This is a genomic window from Actinomadura scrupuli (genome assembly GCF_050971785.1).
In the GTDB taxonomy this organism is placed as follows: Bacteria; Actinomycetota; Actinomycetes; order Streptosporangiales; family Streptosporangiaceae; genus Actinomadura_E; species Actinomadura_E scrupuli.
Genome location: NZ_JBPCCU010000006.1, coordinates 426,646 through 442,157, shown reverse-complemented (window position 1 = coordinate 442,157; position 15,512 = coordinate 426,646). Strand labels below are relative to the sequence as shown.

The 15,512-nt window shown below is 66.3% G+C and carries 17 protein-coding genes and 1 pseudogene; 7 read left to right on the top strand and 11 right to left on the bottom strand.

Going from position 1 to position 15,512, the window contains the following annotated elements:
- Positions 1-74: 74 nt before the first annotated feature.
- Together ACRYCC_RS27635 and ACRYCC_RS27630 are read right to left on the bottom strand one after the other, a co-directional pair.
- Complete coding sequence (locus tag ACRYCC_RS27635) at positions 75-704, bottom strand: class I SAM-dependent methyltransferase (RefSeq protein ID WP_433816612.1); 630 nt, start codon at positions 702-704, stop codon at positions 75-77.
- 54 nt (positions 705-758) lie between these two features.
- Complete coding sequence (locus tag ACRYCC_RS27630) at positions 759-1,310, bottom strand: helix-turn-helix domain-containing protein (RefSeq protein WP_433816611.1); 552 nt, start codon at positions 1,308-1,310, stop codon at positions 759-761.
- 69 nt (positions 1,311-1,379) lie between these two features.
- On the opposite strand from ACRYCC_RS27630, the gene ACRYCC_RS27625 reads away from it, so the two are divergent.
- From ACRYCC_RS27625 to ACRYCC_RS27615, 3 genes are all read left to right on the top strand, one after another.
- Positions 1,380-2,225, top strand: coding sequence for an alpha/beta fold hydrolase (locus ACRYCC_RS27625; RefSeq protein WP_433816610.1), 846 nt, complete (start codon positions 1,380-1,382; stop codon positions 2,223-2,225).
- A gap of 256 nt (positions 2,226-2,481) precedes the next feature.
- Positions 2,482-2,916: a VOC family protein gene (locus tag ACRYCC_RS27620; protein ID WP_433816609.1), complete on the top strand. Its 435-nt coding sequence runs from the start codon at positions 2,482-2,484 to the stop codon at positions 2,914-2,916.
- 208 nt (positions 2,917-3,124) lie between these two features.
- A complete protein-coding gene (locus ACRYCC_RS27615) occupies positions 3,125-3,535 on the top strand; it encodes a nitroreductase/quinone reductase family protein (RefSeq protein ID WP_433816608.1) in 411 nt (136 codons plus the stop codon).
- A 23-nt stretch (positions 3,536-3,558) separates the two neighbouring features.
- Here ACRYCC_RS27615 and ACRYCC_RS27610 read toward each other — a convergent pair whose 3' ends face one another.
- From ACRYCC_RS27610 to ACRYCC_RS27595, 5 genes and pseudogenes are all read right to left on the bottom strand, one after another.
- Positions 3,559-3,807, bottom strand: coding sequence for a hypothetical protein (locus tag ACRYCC_RS27610; RefSeq protein ID WP_433816607.1), 249 nt, complete (start codon positions 3,805-3,807; stop codon positions 3,559-3,561).
- Between the two features lie 131 nt (positions 3,808-3,938).
- Complete coding sequence (locus ACRYCC_RS27605) at positions 3,939-4,490, bottom strand: SMI1/KNR4 family protein (RefSeq protein ID WP_433816606.1); 552 nt, start codon at positions 4,488-4,490, stop codon at positions 3,939-3,941.
- A gap of 24 nt (positions 4,491-4,514) precedes the next feature.
- A complete protein-coding gene (locus tag ACRYCC_RS27600; RefSeq protein ID WP_433816605.1) occupies positions 4,515-5,474 on the bottom strand; it encodes a phosphorothioated DNA-binding restriction endonuclease family protein in 960 nt (319 codons plus the stop codon).
- A gap of 19 nt (positions 5,475-5,493) precedes the next feature.
- Positions 5,494-5,748: pseudogene (locus ACRYCC_RS44000) on the bottom strand (ScoMcrA-related endonuclease); the annotation flags it as partial.
- Positions 5,749-6,485: 737 nt separating this feature from the next.
- Positions 6,486-7,010, bottom strand: coding sequence for a hypothetical protein (locus tag ACRYCC_RS27595; protein WP_433816604.1), 525 nt, complete (start codon positions 7,008-7,010; stop codon positions 6,486-6,488).
- A 321-nt stretch (positions 7,011-7,331) separates the two neighbouring features.
- Between ACRYCC_RS27595 and ACRYCC_RS27590 the strand changes: the two genes are divergently transcribed.
- Both ACRYCC_RS27590 and ACRYCC_RS27585 read left to right on the top strand, forming a co-directional pair.
- On the top strand, positions 7,332-8,510 hold the full coding sequence (locus tag ACRYCC_RS27590) for a Clp protease N-terminal domain-containing protein (protein ID WP_433816603.1): 1,179 nt from the start codon (positions 7,332-7,334) through the stop codon (positions 8,508-8,510).
- Between the two features lie 112 nt (positions 8,511-8,622).
- On the top strand, positions 8,623-10,002 hold the full coding sequence (locus ACRYCC_RS27585; RefSeq protein ID WP_433816602.1) for a hypothetical protein: 1,380 nt from the start codon (positions 8,623-8,625) through the stop codon (positions 10,000-10,002).
- 106 nt (positions 10,003-10,108) lie between these two features.
- On the opposite strand, the gene ACRYCC_RS27580 is transcribed toward ACRYCC_RS27585, so the two are convergent.
- Both ACRYCC_RS27580 and ACRYCC_RS27575 read right to left on the bottom strand, forming a co-directional pair.
- Complete coding sequence (locus tag ACRYCC_RS27580; protein ID WP_433816760.1) at positions 10,109-10,603, bottom strand: DUF1877 family protein; 495 nt, start codon at positions 10,601-10,603, stop codon at positions 10,109-10,111.
- Positions 10,604-10,979: 376 nt separating this feature from the next.
- Positions 10,980-11,789 carry a nuclear transport factor 2 family protein gene (locus tag ACRYCC_RS27575; RefSeq protein ID WP_433816601.1) on the bottom strand — a complete coding sequence of 270 codons (810 nt, stop codon included), beginning with the start codon at positions 11,787-11,789 and terminating at the stop codon, positions 10,980-10,982.
- Between the two features lie 103 nt (positions 11,790-11,892).
- Here ACRYCC_RS27575 and ACRYCC_RS27570 point away from each other — a divergent pair, with 103 nt between their 5' ends.
- Positions 11,893-12,504: a TetR/AcrR family transcriptional regulator gene (locus ACRYCC_RS27570; protein WP_433816600.1), complete on the top strand. Its 612-nt coding sequence runs from the start codon at positions 11,893-11,895 to the stop codon at positions 12,502-12,504.
- A gap of 186 nt (positions 12,505-12,690) precedes the next feature.
- On the opposite strand, the gene ACRYCC_RS27565 is transcribed toward ACRYCC_RS27570, so the two are convergent.
- A complete protein-coding gene (locus tag ACRYCC_RS27565; RefSeq protein WP_433816599.1) occupies positions 12,691-13,479 on the bottom strand; it encodes a hypothetical protein in 789 nt (262 codons plus the stop codon).
- A gap of 436 nt (positions 13,480-13,915) precedes the next feature.
- On the opposite strand from ACRYCC_RS27565, the gene ACRYCC_RS27560 reads away from it, so the two are divergent.
- Positions 13,916-14,575, top strand: a complete 660-nt coding sequence (locus ACRYCC_RS27560; protein WP_433816598.1) for a hypothetical protein — start codon at positions 13,916-13,918, stop codon at positions 14,573-14,575.
- 415 nt (positions 14,576-14,990) lie between these two features.
- Here the strand turns inward: ACRYCC_RS27560 and ACRYCC_RS27555 are convergent, their stop codons facing one another.
- Positions 14,991-15,368 carry a hypothetical protein gene (locus ACRYCC_RS27555; RefSeq protein WP_433816597.1) on the bottom strand — a complete coding sequence of 126 codons (378 nt, stop codon included), beginning with the start codon at positions 15,366-15,368 and terminating at the stop codon, positions 14,991-14,993.
- Between the last annotated feature and the right edge of the window lie 144 nt (positions 15,369-15,512).

Sequence of the window (15,512 nt, the reverse complement as noted above, 5' to 3'; positions counted from 1 at the left end):
AATCGACAAAGCCGGCTGGCTCCGAACGTGCCGATAAGGGCCTGTACGTCCGACGTACAGGCCCTTTTCACGTACTAGGGGAGGCGGGCCAGCAGGTGGGCGTCGAGGAAGCCCCGCTCGGAGGCCGGATCGTGCAGGAGCCGGGCGAAAGTGACGAGCCCGGCCCCGGCCAGCAGTTCGGCGAACCGGTCCACTGGCCAGCTGTAGGCGGGCGTCACCTTGTGGTCGAAGCGGACCGGCTCCGGTCCGTCGGTCGCGAAGAGCGAGACCAGGAGCAGGCCCCCTGGTGCCAGGACGCGCACCTGTTCGGCGAGCAGCGCGGGAAGTTCCCCGGGCGGGGTGTGGATCATCGAGTAGTGGGCCAGCACGCCGCCGAGCACGCCGTCCTCGACCGGCAGGGCCTCCATCCGCGCCTCGGCGAACCGCAGCGCCGGATGGGCCCGCCGGGCGTGGTCGACCATGCCCGGGGAAAGGTCGAGACCGAAGGCGTCCAGCCCCAGGTCGTGCAGCAGGGCCGTCAGATGTCCGGGCCCGCACCCGACGTCGGCCACCCGCCGATTCCCCATCTCACACACCAGCTCGGCGAAGCTGCCGACCATGGCCCGCGCGAAGGGCCGCGTCTCCAGCCGGTCGGCGAACATCGACGCGTACAGCTCGACAACCCCGTCATAGGCCGCCCTGGTCTCGTACTGATGCTCCACCACGGGCAAAGAAGCTAACACCTGTGCACGTAGTCGCGTAGCCGTGGGGAGAGGGGTTCAGTGGCTCGTTCCGCGTGGGGGCGGTTGTTGGGTGGGGAACAAGATTGCGCTGAGCAGGTAGGGGGAGCGATCTGGGGCGGGGGGGTTGGCGGCCCGGTCTCGTAGTACCGCGAGCAGGTCGGTGGTCAGTTCGGTGAGTTCGTCCGGGCTGAGCCACAGCGTGCCCTGCCGGTAGGACACCGAGTCGGCGACCGGGTCGGCGCCGTCGTGGTCCAGGTAGGCGTTGAACTCTGCGATCAAGGCGGCCATGGCCGCGGCGAATCCCCGGCGGTGGTCGTCGATCGACATCGCGGCGGCGGCGTCTGCGCCGATCGCGGGCCGGTCTGGGCGGAGCCGGTAGCGGCGCTCGACGGCACCGCGTACCCGCTGCTCGCCGTCCACTTCGAGGAATCCGCCCTCGGCCAGTAGAGCAATCTGCCGGTAGACGGTCACCTTTCCGACCTCGGGCATGCGTGCGCACAGCTGAGCGGTCGTCAGCACCTGTCCTGCCGACAGGGCGTGGACGATGCGCAGCCGCACCGGATGCAACAACAGCTCGACAGCGTCCATGGATTCAACGATTTCATATGCGATACCATTATCCAAAATGAAAACGTACGCGGTGGGGAGGGGATGGGCATGCGGGAAACGCCGGGGCGGAGGGTGCCGGTGAACGGCCGGCACGTCTATGTCGAGGAGTCAGGCCACGGACCGGACCGGGTGGTCTTCGAGGCGGGCGCGGGCTGCGGCCGCACCTGCTGGGATCCGGTGCTCCCACTGCTGGCCGACCGGGCGCAGCTGGTCGCCTACGACCGTGCCGGGTTCGGCCGCAGCGGCAGGACCACCGGGCCGTTGAGCATCGATGACATGGCCGCGGACTTCGTCGCGATGGTCGAGGCCGTGGTCCCTGGCCGGTTCGTGCTCGTCGCGCACAGCATGGGCGCACTGGTCGCACGGCGCGCGGCCGAGAGCCTGGCCCCCAGACTGCGGGGATTGCTGCTGGTCGACCCCACCCCCGAAACCGCCCCGGTCTATGACACATGGGACCAGACGGTCACGAAGGTCGACCGCGCGCTGGCCATGGCGCAACCGTTCATCGGCTTCCGCCCGCTGGCACGGCTGTTCACCCGCGACATCCGGCACCTGTTCCCCGACGACACCTACCGGACCATGCTCGCCGAGGACTTCACCCCTGCCGGCATCGCCCAGACCCGCAAGGAAATGAAGGCCGTGGCCGCCGCGATACCGGCCTTCCGCCACCGGCCGCCCCAGACCCCGAAATGCCCCACGATCGTGCTGTCGGCAACCCGGCCTCCCAAAAGACGCGAACGCCAGCACGCCGGTATCGTCGAGCACCAGAGCCGCCTCGCCGCCGGCCTGCCCGACGGGCGGTTCGAAGAAGCCGACTCGGCACACCTCATCCAGGCGGAGCGACCCCAGCTCATCGCGGACCGGACACGACAGCTTCTCGACCAGAACTCCTGATCACCAATCCCACCGCTTGTCATCCCGCCGAGCCGTTCCTCCGTAGCGGTATGCGCCTCCTGGCCTGCGGCGCCACGGAACGACGTCAAACCGGGGCCATCGGGCGCTGGGCTGCTTCGTCCAGGCGTTGCTGGTCGCGGACCTTCCCGTGGACGGCCGACGAGTGGTTGTATCGGTGCCGCAGGTCAGGAGTGATTGCCACGAGCGAATGCCCGGCTGATGCCCATTTCTGCGATCGCTCGCCTAGTGTGCTGCCATGGACATGGTGCGCCAGGTGATCGTGTTCGATGCGGCCGACATTGATGCCGAGAGTGCATTCTGGGCAGGCGTTCTCGGCGGGTACGTCGTCAAGGACGACGATTGGCACAGCGTCATCGATGCCGCTGGAGAGTGGCGGATCGGCGTGCAACTGGCGCCGAACCATGTTCCGCCCGACTGGCCGGACGGAGCTCCCCAACAAGTGCATCTCGACCTTCACACCGACGACCCGCGAGCCGCGCACGAAGAGGCAACGGCCCTCGGTGCCCGAGTGCTCCAACCGGCTCCTGATTTGGGTGCCGCCGAGGGCCACCAGGTGTATGCGGACCCGGCTGGGCATCCGTTCTGCATCGGCTGGGGGCACCCGTCCCGAGAGGCGCTTGCGACGCTTGCCGACCGCTTGGGGGGAGGCGTTTCGAGCCTAGGCACGTAGGCCCAGTCTCTGCTGGGTCGAACTGCTCACCGGTGGCAGCTTCAGCGTCGTGATCAGTCGTACTGAACTCGACCGGCTCTTGGCCCACAGTGTGGATCACGTATTTGACGGGCGGATCGAGATCGAAGGCCGGTGTGCCATCGCGTCACCCGGTTCTGGTTCGTCTCTCGTGCCCTGCGTCTCCTCCAGCTGCGGTAGAACCAGGGTTATGCGCTCACGGAAGTACAAGCTGGTCACCAAGATGGAGCGGCTCAACAACCGGCTGGTGCGCTCGGCGCTGCGCAGGGGCATAGCGCCCAGAGCCTTCGCACTGCTGGAGACCACCGGCCGGCGCTCGGGTCTGCCGCGCCACACCCCGGTCGGGAACGGCCTGGTCGACGACACGTTCTGGCTGATCGCCGCGCACGGCACCCAGTCCGACTATGTCCGCAACCTGCAAGCCGACAACCGCGTACGGGTGAAGATCGGCCGCCGCTGGCGTAGCGGGACCGCGGAACTGCTCCCTGAGGACGACCCGGCCGCACGCTCACGCACGCTCGCGTACCAGTGGGACGCGGCGATCGGGCGGGCGATGGCCTCCGCGCCACTGACCATCCGCATCGACCTCGATCCGACCTGACCTGCCCACCTTCAGCCTGCCTGCTACGAATGCACGACCACGGTGGGGCCGACCAAGCGCTGGGTGACCTGCGGGAGACCGAGGCGGCGGATGTCGGGGAGCAGCAGGACGGCCAGGCAGAAGATCGCGAGCACCGCGGCGGCGTCGTACAGGGCCGATGCCGATGGCGACGGCGAGGGGGCCGCCAGCGCCACGCCGAGCGGGTTGCGGCCCAGGGAGAGCAGCCAGTTGTAGGCGATGACCCGTGAAAGCGCCTCCGCGAGATGTCCCACTGCACTGTGGTCTCCCACAGTGGCGACATGAACGCCAGACAGCCCGTGCCCAGGCCCCAGGCGTCCGCGATCAGCAGCAGTAGCGCATACGCGGAGCAGCGGGAAGGGCAGTCGATATGAGGGCCTCGAAGTCAGAAGAAGGTGGGTGGCCGGTCTTCCCGGACCCAGAGATCCAGCTGAGTGCTGACCAGGCGCAGAAACCCGTGGAAGTCTTCCGCGATCACCCTGAATCCGTGGGAGTCATCCGGGCTGTGCAGCCGGTCGGTCTCGTACGCGCCGTCACGCACCTCGGCTGTCGGCATCGAGTAGACCGGTCGTCCCTCCGGGGCTTTCAGCCCGAACATGTTCCCGCCGCCATCGGTGGCGAAGACCAGGACCTCCGTGTCGAGCGCCCCGGTGATCCGGCGGACCCCGTCGGTCCCGTGAAAGCCGGCGACCCACTCCGGCGGCATGATCCACAAACCGTTCCAGAAGTCCGCCAGCTCGGCATCGCCGATGCGCTCATAGAAGCGCCGCAATTGGTCGGGCACTCTGGCGCCAAGCGTCGCCTCCAGCCGGGCAAGCTGGTGCAGGGACGCCGGACCGCTCAACTGGTTCTCCCCCGGCGGGTAGCCCATGCGCTCGGTGAAGCCCTCGCACAGCAGTGCTATCGAGGTCTCTACCGACTCACGCCACTGGTCCACGTGCGAATCTCCCACGTGCGCAGGCTATTCCGGGGATTGGTCGTCAGGGGCTTCGGAGATCCATGTCAGGTGGCGTTGGTGGGCTACGGCGAGGAGGCGGGGCCGTAGCTGATGGCGGCTGCGGCCCCTCGTCTTGACGGCGTGGCAGTCGGGGCACAGCGCGATCATCTGTTCCGGGAAGTCACGGCCACCGGCGGTGATCTCGGCGATGTGATCGACCTCGAGGATCGGGTCCCCTTGGTCGGTGAGGTCGGGTGCCTCCCGGTCGCAGGCGGGATTCTCGCAGCGGCCCTCGCTGCGCAGCAGTACCGCACGCCGGGCCGCCGCTAGCCTGACCGGATCCCGCCGCACGGTCCGGCGGCGTTTGCCGTACGTCTGGTCCTCGCGCTGTACGACCAGGTCACACCAGCGCCGGTAGGCAGCCTTGGGATCTCCGGCGGTGGTATCGGTACCGGGCTCGTCGTCGGCGAGATCCTCGTCATCGAGCCCGACAGCGGCCATCAGAGCGCTGTAGTCCCAATCCTCGAAGAACCGATCGACGATGGCATCGACCACCCGGATCCGAGCCTCCCCCGACCCGTGCACCAAATCGTGCAGCGGCACTGGCAGACCGCTGGACGGCCGGTGCTCATCGAACCATCCCTTCAGGGCCGTGTCACCGTGGGCAGCGGGAACCGCCCCTTGATGGCCCTGCAGATCCCACAGCCCCGCTCTGTACAGCGCCGCCACCGGGTAGTCCGGGCGTCCCTGGTCGCGCTCGCCTTCCCGGCGGTGCGCCTCCAGCAGCGGAACGAGCGCTTCGCAGGTGGCGGTCCATGGCATGAGCCGTTCCCCGTCACCGCGCGCCCGGCCGATTCCCCACAGCAGGACGACCGCCTGCTTGAGCATCGGCAGCCCCGAGGCCTGGGCCGGAGGCGGCTTGAGACCACCGATCGCGGTGAGGATCTCCGTGAGTGCCGCTTCCTCTGGGACCAGACAGACCATCGTCGATGACCTCGAACCCGAGCCGACGCAGGACCGCGACCGCGTGATCGAGGCCGCCGGAGAACTCGGACGCCTTCAGCGGCGAGCGCTCCGGCAACCGCCCATGGGCCACCCCGACGATCGCCTTGGAGTCGTACCGTCCGCCGTCGTGAAGCAGCAGATAGCGCCTTGACCTGCCGAACCCGTACGCGTCCAGAAACGCCTCACGACCGAGCCCGTCGAACTCCTCGATCGCAGCAAGCACCGCCGGGACCGTAATGTCATCAAACGCCACCTTAAGGACGATATGCCATAAGACGGCCTCTATAGGGCGAGAAGACAGGTAGTTCGGCGGGCACGACGGTCACCGCACCTGCGGCCGGATCGAGGCGGGCCGACCCCGACCGGTACTGGCTCTCTGCCGCTTCTCCGCACCGACGACGGGCGGCCGTGGACATCTTTTCTTGGCTGCGATCGGACACGCCGACCAGCCCTTCGAGCACGCCGCCCAGCCACGTTGACGAACACACGTAGATCCACCGACCCGGAGAACTAACGCGTAGCTCAAATCATGGAGGAGCCTGCAGAAGCTGCGCGGCAGGCCCAGCACGACGGGCCACTTCGTCAAGGCCGGCAACCCTTCCGGATGATCAACGAGAATCCGGGCGCCTGCACACCAACACAATATGGGCGAATCAGGAAGGTGAGAATGCTTCGCAGAGGGCGCCAACTAGTGCAGTCGAAGACTTCATCCTTTACATGAAGATCCTCGTAAAAGGGTCCGCCATCCGTAAATCTATAGCGCGAAGCAATATAGGTGTCTTCATTTGGCGCGTGAAGGGCAAACCTTCATATACACGAACCCGGCTTGGCTGCGATTGTCCAGTCGAGACGTGAACTTATCGCTGATAATCGCTCGCATTTCAACGGCCAGACGCCGTCGCCCAGCAAGATGGGCACGTTGTTAAGGATCGCCGCCACATCCCGGTTGCCGGGATTAAGCATCCAGCCGGAGGTGTGGCCGGCTGTGAGCTATTTAATTTCGTCGCTAATGGCAAGCCACCGGTCGACTTCTATTTTATCCTCGGCCGGAATAAGGTGGGCGATACCTGACAGAAGGGCCAGCAGGCCCCTGATTCCATACAAGGCGCCTACCGTCTCAGGTGGAGTCCGATCAGGGCCGGTAGGGATCAGCTTTTTCACCGCCTCGTAGTCCAACTTCAGGCTTCCCAAGAAAATCTTTGCCACATTTCGAGCTTCCGCCTCTATCCACTTCATATCCTTCTCGAACCTTAGGATGTAGGATACGCGAATATTTATATCCTCATAATCCAATTGGGATTTTGAAATTGCGGAACAAGAACGTGCTCCGTCAATCGCCTCAAGAGCGGCGGATCTATAAACTTCCCTATCGATCGGCGAATCTGCTCTCCGTGTGCGAGTCGAGGCCGCGAGAATAAGGGATGACCACCTGGGGTCGTGATAGCCGAGCTCGCTTCGGGCACGATGCATGGCGTAGTCAAGCATCGCATGTGGGCTCAGGGAATAGAATGACATATCCGTCACCCTGCTACCTTCTCTACCAGCCTGGAGGTGCTGGCCAAACTCAAATCTTACACCATACCTACGGAACTTGATCCCAGCCTTACCGAACTTCTCAAGGCTGTAGAGAAGCGATCGAGGGGTGGGATGATAGCGACCGCTATAGTTACTTATGCTAATTCCTCGGTGACCATTACCTATTCGGCAACTCCGGTGGCACCCTGACCACCGCCTATGCCTGCGGCTCCGGCGGCGATCTGTTGTCGGCCCGCGTCAGCGGCACCTCCATTCGAAGGACGATCACTATGGATCGAGTACCAGGGCCGGTGATGCGGCGTGAGTGAGGTGTCCGCTCACCCGCGGCCGTTGTTCGGTGCGAGTGTCTGTCTGAGGGCGGCGCTTCGGCTGGCGCGGCGTACGCGAAGCGATGCGGCGGGCACGCATCATCTGCTGCTCGCACTGCTGGTGCTGGGTGATCCGGTTTCGACTCGTACCCTGCTCGATCTGGGCATCGGCTACCGGGACCTGTGCGCTGCCGTGACCGGCAGGCGTGAGTGGAACAGCGCCGATGGGGGACGGCTGGAGCGTCTCGGCGACAACGCGGGCGACACCCTGCTGCGGGAGGCCTCCGAGCGCCGGCACCTGTTCTCCCGGCGCACGGTGAAACCACGATGGTGGACGCAGACCCTGCGCGATGTCGTGGATCAGGCCACCCGCACCGCCACCGAAGCCGGCCGGGCACGGCCCTATCGCGCCGAACTGCTGATGAGCCTGCTCTCCCACCCCGAATGCAGAGCCGCCGAGGCGCTGACCACCATCGGTACCGGCGCCGAACACGCGCTCACGCAGCTTCGCCTACGCCACGGTCATAAGACGGAGGCGGCCGGGACGTACGACTCGGTGTGGCGCCCCGCCGGCTGGGTCCTGCGATCCTTCCTCGAACGGGCCGACTGCTCCGGACACCCACCAGGCCACAGCAAGACGACCGACCGGGCCTGGCGGCTGGGCCTGTCCCTCGCCACCCAGGATCAAGCCAAGCACATCGCCCAGGAAGCGGGACTCGACACTCCACGACCCGAGCACATCCTGCTCGGCCTGCTCGGTGTCCATCGCGAACTGTCCCAGGACCAGCGGCACTTCGGCCCCGAATGGCAGGAGCACTTCCCGGCCGCCACCCTCCTCACCGACCACGGCATCGACTACGACCGTGCGATCACGCTGCTCGATCCCCCCGACGACCACCAGGCTGACTCGGCCCCGCTACCGACCACCCGCCTCGCCGGCTACCTCGCCGTACTCAGAGCCGCCTTCGCCCCGGACTGGATCCTCGACGTCGGCAAGCGGGGATCCCTCGAATCACAACGCCTGTTCGACCACACGCCGCGGCATTCTCTGGACATCGACGTGCTGCTGCTGGGAGTGCTGTGGGAGGGCAACGAGAACGTCCTCCGGATGCTCGACACGCTGGGCGCCGACCCGCAGCACCTCCGCCAAGCCCTCCACGACAGCCTTTGAAGGAGGACCTCAGCCTGCATCGTGGCGGTCGAGGGGCGCTCAGACACCGCCGCCGGAGGTTGGGGTAAATCCTGTGGCGCCCGCTCCCTCGGGAGCGGGATTCTGGCGGGTAATGGACGATTTCGCCTACGCCGACTTCGCCACGTTGCAAGGGCAGTTGCAGCGTGGGCGGGGCATCGGTGCGCGCCGGGCACCGACCATCGCTGGTGCGGCCGAGATGGTGTACGAGTGCGTGATCGCCGACAGCCGCTGGGACCGGCAGACCGAGCAACGTGACGCCTATCTGGCCCGGCTGATCCACCGCCTTGACCTGCCGTTGGCACCGATCGAGCACCACCTGTCCAGCGAGAACGACGCCGACGCGATCGAGACTGCCCTGCGGGTACTCGCCCTGCTGCCGCTGGTCGGTCGGGCCGATGCCGCGGGCGTCATACGACGGTACGCGGTCGAAGGCCGGCACTGGTCCGCGGCGGTGGAGGCGATCGACTTGACCGGGTCACCGGCGTTCCCGCAGGTCTGGGCGGGGCTCGACCAGGACGTCGTCGACGCTCACGACGATGCCGAACTGGCCGCCCACGCAGGCGTGTGGGAGCCGTGGACCACCTGGGGGCGCACCCAGCCGCGCCTTCGCCGTCTCCTCGACGAAATCCGTGTCCCTGGTCGATCGGCTCGGCCGCCCCTTCCCGACTACACCGGGGCCGGCACCGCACAACTGGCCGGGTACGTCACCACCACGACCGGACGAGAGCGGCGCCTGGTGCTGGAGGAGTTGGGCCGGCGAGGCGAGGTGATCCTCCTCGATCTCGCCGAGGATCCAAGCCTGCGCAACCCGGCTGGGTGGACGCCGGGTATGGCGCGGGCGTTGCACCAGTTCGGCGCCGCCGCCGTCACCCGGGCACGTACCTGGGTCGGTAGCGGCGATGACGCCTTGCAGGACCTGGCCGTCGGAGTGCTGTCGCGGTTCGGAGATCGCGGCGACGCACCGTACCTGCTGACCACGCTCACCACCCTGCTCGACGCGGGCGCATGGTGTGCGGCCGAGACACCCGCCAGAGGGTTGGGACGGCTCCACATCCCCAGCGCCACCGCCCCCCTCATCCACGCCTGGCAGACCACTCCTCATTCCATGGCCCGCGAAGCCTTCCTCGCCGGGATACAGGGCTGCGCACCCGACGCGGCACCGCAGTACGCCGAGGAAGGACTCGACGACTGCGAACCTTCGGTCCAGCAAACCGCCTGCACCACCGTCCCCGACACCACCTACGTCCACGCCCGCCTGGCCGAACTCAGCCAGGACCCGCTCACCCCGGACAGCCATGAGGCCGCGCACTATGGCCTGACCCGGCTCAGCCAGGGATCTCGGCCAGTTGTCGCCGCCCTCCGCGATTTCGGTGTGCGTGATCAGGTCGTGGACCTCAACATCTTCCAGTCCCTCGACGTTGTCGGCGGCCGGACTTGGCCGTCAAGGGCACTGACCTGCTCTTCGACGTGACCGTGAGTGCCTCTGATGCCTTCTGTTCACCCTGGCTGCTGATTGCGCACCCGAGTCCAGGTCTGCGGTTGCCCCGCCGACAGACCAAGCGCCGGAGGGGCCGGAGTTAGCCGAGGTAGAGGATCATCGCATCGCCTGCGGCCGTCGAGAACTTGAAGTGCTCAACGAGCGCGTCATAGCTCTCTCGCAGGCTGGCCACGGCATCGCGTGACCACGGTCCCAGGTATGCCTCTGCAAGGCACTGCTCATCGTAGGCATCCTCGAGCATGTCGAACGACACCGCGCTCAGCTGCCCGGCCAGCACGCCGACCTGTTCGGCCGTGAGCGCCCGTGGCCGGTCGTAGCTCCAGACCTCACCGAAGGCCTCACCGCCCAGGAACGGACACGGATCGATCGGAGCAATCCGATGGAGCAAGATCCGCAGCGCATCCCATGCCTTGCCGACGTCACAACCACGGCGCTCGGCGACCGGCAACTCTCCATCTTCTTCGGCCTCGGCTTCCGCGTCGAGGACGTCATCGGTGAACTCCTCAGCCCAGTCCGGATCGCGTAGCGCCCGGGCCAGTTCCTGTGGCGTCACCCTCACGTACTCAGCAACCATCCCCACGCCGCGGACGATACAGCCTCAAGCTGCATCTCGTTTCGGTGGCTTCGGGCATCACTGAGCTGTCATTTCTGGGTCTTCACGGTGAGAGCGGGCGACGGGGAATCGATCCCGCGCCGTCAGATCGGCAGGGTGACGTTCTTGATGCGGCGGTCGCTCGGTTGTCCGGGTTAGGGCGGTCGGGCGACGCTGAGCAGGGTGTGGCCGCGGCCGTAGAGGTGGGGCCGTGTAGATGGCAGAGCGCATCGTGTGCTGGAGTTCGGTGCCGACGGGGTCGAGTGCGGCCAGGTTGTCCGAGTCGACCGGTATGCCATCCCGGGTCAGCGGATTGCCCGGCCACGTTCGTGGCGTGCCCGGTGGTGCGGTGATGCGTTTACAGGTCGCGTCCCATGGCGGCTGCGGCTGCCAAAACGTTGACGTAGTCGCGCAGGCGTACGATCTGCCCGTTGCGCACGGTGAGCACCACGATGTTGGGAAGTGCGAACTCGCCGGTGGATGAGCTGGTCCCGAGGGCTTCCTGCTCGACGATGATCGTTTCTGGATCGTCGGTGTCGTGGACGGCGAGAGTACGGTAACGCTCGTACTTCAGCGGGCCGGCCTTCCAGCCTGCGGCTATCCAGTTCACGATCTCGTCCCGGCCCTCAAGACGAGACGGTACGCCTGGGGCGGTGAACGGGAATTCATGGACCGCGTCGCCTGCGTACAGACGGCTCATGTCATCGGCGGACTGGCTGATGGCGGCGCGGCGGAGACGCTCCAGGACCTCACGCGCACCGGCTTCTTGCTTGCCGAGTGCCGCTCGCCTGGCAGTCACCTTGCGGTAGCTGATCTTCCAGCCGTCGGGTCGGCGCATGAGGACATCGTCGTAGACGACACTGCCGGCCGTTCCGTCGACCTTGATGCCGATTCCTTTGGATCGGACTTGCGCGGAGTGGTCGTCGATCCCTGTGATCACGATGTTGGTGACGTGATGGCCGACCGGGTTGGCGTCGCCCAAGGCGAGCGCCGCCTCACGAATGCTCTCGATCCCGTGCAGCGAGCCGAGGCCGAAGTCGTCCAGGTCATAGGTGACATCTGGGGTGAACAACTCACCCGCTCGGTCCAGCTCTCCGGCGTCGGTGAGGTGGCCGTGGAGATTGATCAGGTCGTTGATGTCGATCCGGTCTTGTTCCGACAGCGCCATGGGGCGGCCTTCCATGCTGTGGGTGGGCCATGCCACTAAGGTGAGACACAGTCCGGTTCGGTGGGCACGGTAGCGGACTGTGTCCCCGGTTAGCAAGGGTGGGGTGATCGCACTGGCAGGCCACGATCCCCGGTCGCGTGCCGGGGCTCCGAGGCGTGCAGACGCCCGACGCAACCACGGGCGGTTGGTCGAGGAGGCGAAAATGGCGTTCGCCGAGTTCGGCGTGGACGCCTCCTTGGACGAGATCGCTCGACGGGCAGGTGTGGCCAGCGGGACGCTGTACCGGCATTTCCCCACCCGGCTGGATCTCATCGAGACGGTGCTCGCCGAGCAGATAGCCGAGTTGGTCGACCTTGGCCGCGGGCTGCTGACGGCCGAGGACGAATTCGACGCGTTGTCCACGTGGTTGCGTGCCGCGATCGTGCATGCCTTGACCTATCGAGGCCTGGCGGCCGCGGTGATGAACTCGGCGCTCGACCGCGACAACGGCCTGGTATCGACCTGGCATGCGGAGATGTTCGAGGTGGGGGCCGCGTTGCTGGCGCGGGCGAGGCGATCAGGAGCAGTGGTCGCCGATGCGGACGATGCGGACGTACTGAAGATGGTCGGCGCCATCGCCTGGGCTGCTCAGGACACCCCGGACAGCTCAGCTCAAGCCGACCGCCTACTCGCCCTCCTCATGAACGGACTACGTCACAGCGGCGTCCGACGATGACCAGGCTGTACGTCGATCATCCAGTCAGATGCGTCAAGAGTGAGACACCGCCCACATGGTCGTCGACCTTAGCGACGCCGTAGGGGCGCCAGGGCAGGGGCGCCGTGCGGACCTGCATTGGTCCTCGCTGGTCGAAGAAGCGGTGCAGCTGGGGCGTCTGCCGGTCGGTCAGCTCATGGTGGTCCATCAACCACTCGAGCAAGTGGGAGTGGAGTCGAGGGAACGGGCGATCTCGGAGAGCCGATCCGCGCGGTCCATAGCCTCGTTGACCGCAGACAGGACGGACGAGAAATCATGGCCGCGAGTAGTCGCCACGAGAGCTCGCAACGTAGCCTGATCGAGGCCAACGGGCCTCGTGGCCCACTCGCTTCGCAACTCGCGGATGGCGGCGAGGGCCGAACTGATTTCCTCTCGTAGTACGAGGTCCGCGGACTGCCACATCGCGGCCTCCGCAGCCAGAGGCAGCGCCGAATGAGCGGGTCCGTCGAGTGGGCTGGTGAGCTCCGAGAGCCGGTTGCTGATCAGGACTAGCTCTTCGTTGCGCCGCTCCATCACAAGCAGAGAGGCCGCGACCTGCGAGGGATCGGGCCAACGCGCCGTCCAGCCATGCAGAAAGCCTGTCAGCGCCTCGGATGCAGCGGACAACCGATCGTCGGCGTCCGGGGCGATTGCCGTCCTGAGCGCCGAGACCGTACGCCGTGTCGCCTCTGCCCGGCGGCGAAGATCGTCTGGCTCGGGCTGAACGAGTCGAGTCGCCTCACTCAGGATTGATTCCGTCGTCGCGGCGGCTCGCTCCAGCAGTGCACGCACGGCGCGTCGTTCTTCCTGGCTGGCATTCACCTCGCTCAGCACGAGCACTGCGAGCGGCACCGCAAAGAAGAATCCCGTCAAAGAAGACAGGACGTTCGTCAGGAACCCGCGTTCAGCAAGCCAGCCTGTCGCCTCGTCCACGACGATGCCCATCGCGAGCAGCACAACCCCGAGCGTCAGGCTCAACCGGATGCCTGACTGGACTTGGGGTGAAGCGCTACGCCAGGACTTGCCGACAGATCTCCGCAAAGTGCCTGCCGGAGAGGCGCGGCGCCATAGACGCATACCGAACGATCATACGGATCCCCGATAACCATCGGATCTCGGCGGCCAACCGGTGAGCACTCCAAGATCGGAGTGCCTACCGAAACGCGGAAGTGCCGAGCGAGTGCTCGTAATCGCGGCCCTGATCTCCACGTGGACCTATGACTGTGCTGCACCGGCTCAGCCGACCTGCTGGTTCGATCGGAATTGATCTTTACAGGATGTGTCGCGACCACTAGATTCGCCCTGCTTTGGTGATCTTTCGGGGGAGGGCGCAGTGCGCCGGTTCTTGACGTTCGTTGCCGCAGCCGTGCTCGCGGGCGTTTCCATGGCGCCAGTGGTGCCCGCTTCCGCCGCCTCGATCTCGATCGGCAATGCGCGTATCTCGCCGTCCTCGGTCGTGATCCACCCGACGGGTTTCTCGCCGGCGGAGTTCTCCGGTCGCGTGGACGGCGACGTACGAAAGCTGTCGGCCGTCCTGATCGAGCCGGGCGGTATCAAGGAGAGCCTCACCCTCAGCACGGAGTCATGGGGCGGGTGGGTCACCTGGAAGGCATGGAACGTAGAGCAATGGCCCGGGGGCCGCCTTGGGCGCTGGCAGATCCAGCTCACCGCGTACGGACCCGGCAGCACCAAGGTCACCAAGACGGTCGGCGCCTACTACGTGCGCCTGCAGACCCGCGTCCGCGGATTCAACGCCGCTCCCGAACCGGTGCGCAGGGGCGCGTACCTGACGGTGTCGGGCACACTGCAGAAGCTGCGCGCCTACGGTGCCCGAGCGGTGTACGAGGCGGCACCCGGCCGGCGAGTGGCGATCTACTTCAAGCCCAAAGGCGCCACGGCCTACAAGTACGTAACCGCAACGACCAGCGGCCGTAGCGGCGCGTTCAGCAAGCGGATCAAGGCCAGCAAGGACGGCACCTGGCAGGCCCGTTTCACCAACACCTCCACCCTCGCCTCCGTCGTGTCCGCCGCCGACTACCTGGACGTCCGATAGCCGCCTGCCATCGAGAGGGCACGAGGGCCGCGCACCAAGCGAACAGGACGGCAGGGCAGCACATGGCCGTCACATCAGGTGGGCCCCCGAGCCCTTCGCTTTGACCATGGACGGCACTGGCCGCGTGCCCACCTCAGCGACGTCGCCACCGAGCTCCGCGAACAACTTCAAGCAGCCATCCGAGACGAACTCCAGGGCCTCGCACCGCAGCATGACCTCAGCCGGAACCAACGCTAGCCCGATCCGTGGCTCCCGGGTCAGCGCAAATCCGGACTCCTCCTGGCCCAACCCGTCTGCCGCAGATCCTGGATCATGAACCCGCTGCTCCGGCCGGTCGAGATGGGTGGACGGCTCAACGACACCCGAGACCGAGCCGGCCAGATCACGCCGGGAGATGTGTGCAGCCGATCTCTGGTCAGGCGTAATAGGAGTCGAGCGTGCCTGAGCCGACGAGCTGGTCGTCCCATCCGCATGCGGGGGCGTTGACGTCCACGGTGCCGTAGTAGATGCCCTTGGCGTCACCTCGGTGGAAGGCGATCCGTACCTGCAGGGCACGCACCGAGTGGGCCGTCAGGGTGCCGATCGCTCCTCTGTTGGTCTCCCAGTACGGCTGCAAGTTGGAGTTCTTCGGTACGGAATGCCACGTGAGGTAGAACTTGTGCCAAGACCCGCTGCCCACACGCCAGCTCATGGTCGGAGCAGGCCCTCTGTGCTTCTTCCCCGGCACCACGCGCTGACTGATCGAGGCCCCGGTCAGCTTGGTTCCACTGGTGTTGCGGATCGTGGTCTTCATCACGACGACTTGACCAGGCCGGGTCGCAACCGGCGCAGAGTGGATGTTGCTCGGCACCTTGACCATGCCGTAGCCACATGAAACGGATGCCCTGCTACTGGCAGAGGCGGAGACGGGCGCCGCGAGAGTCAGCGAGCCGATGAA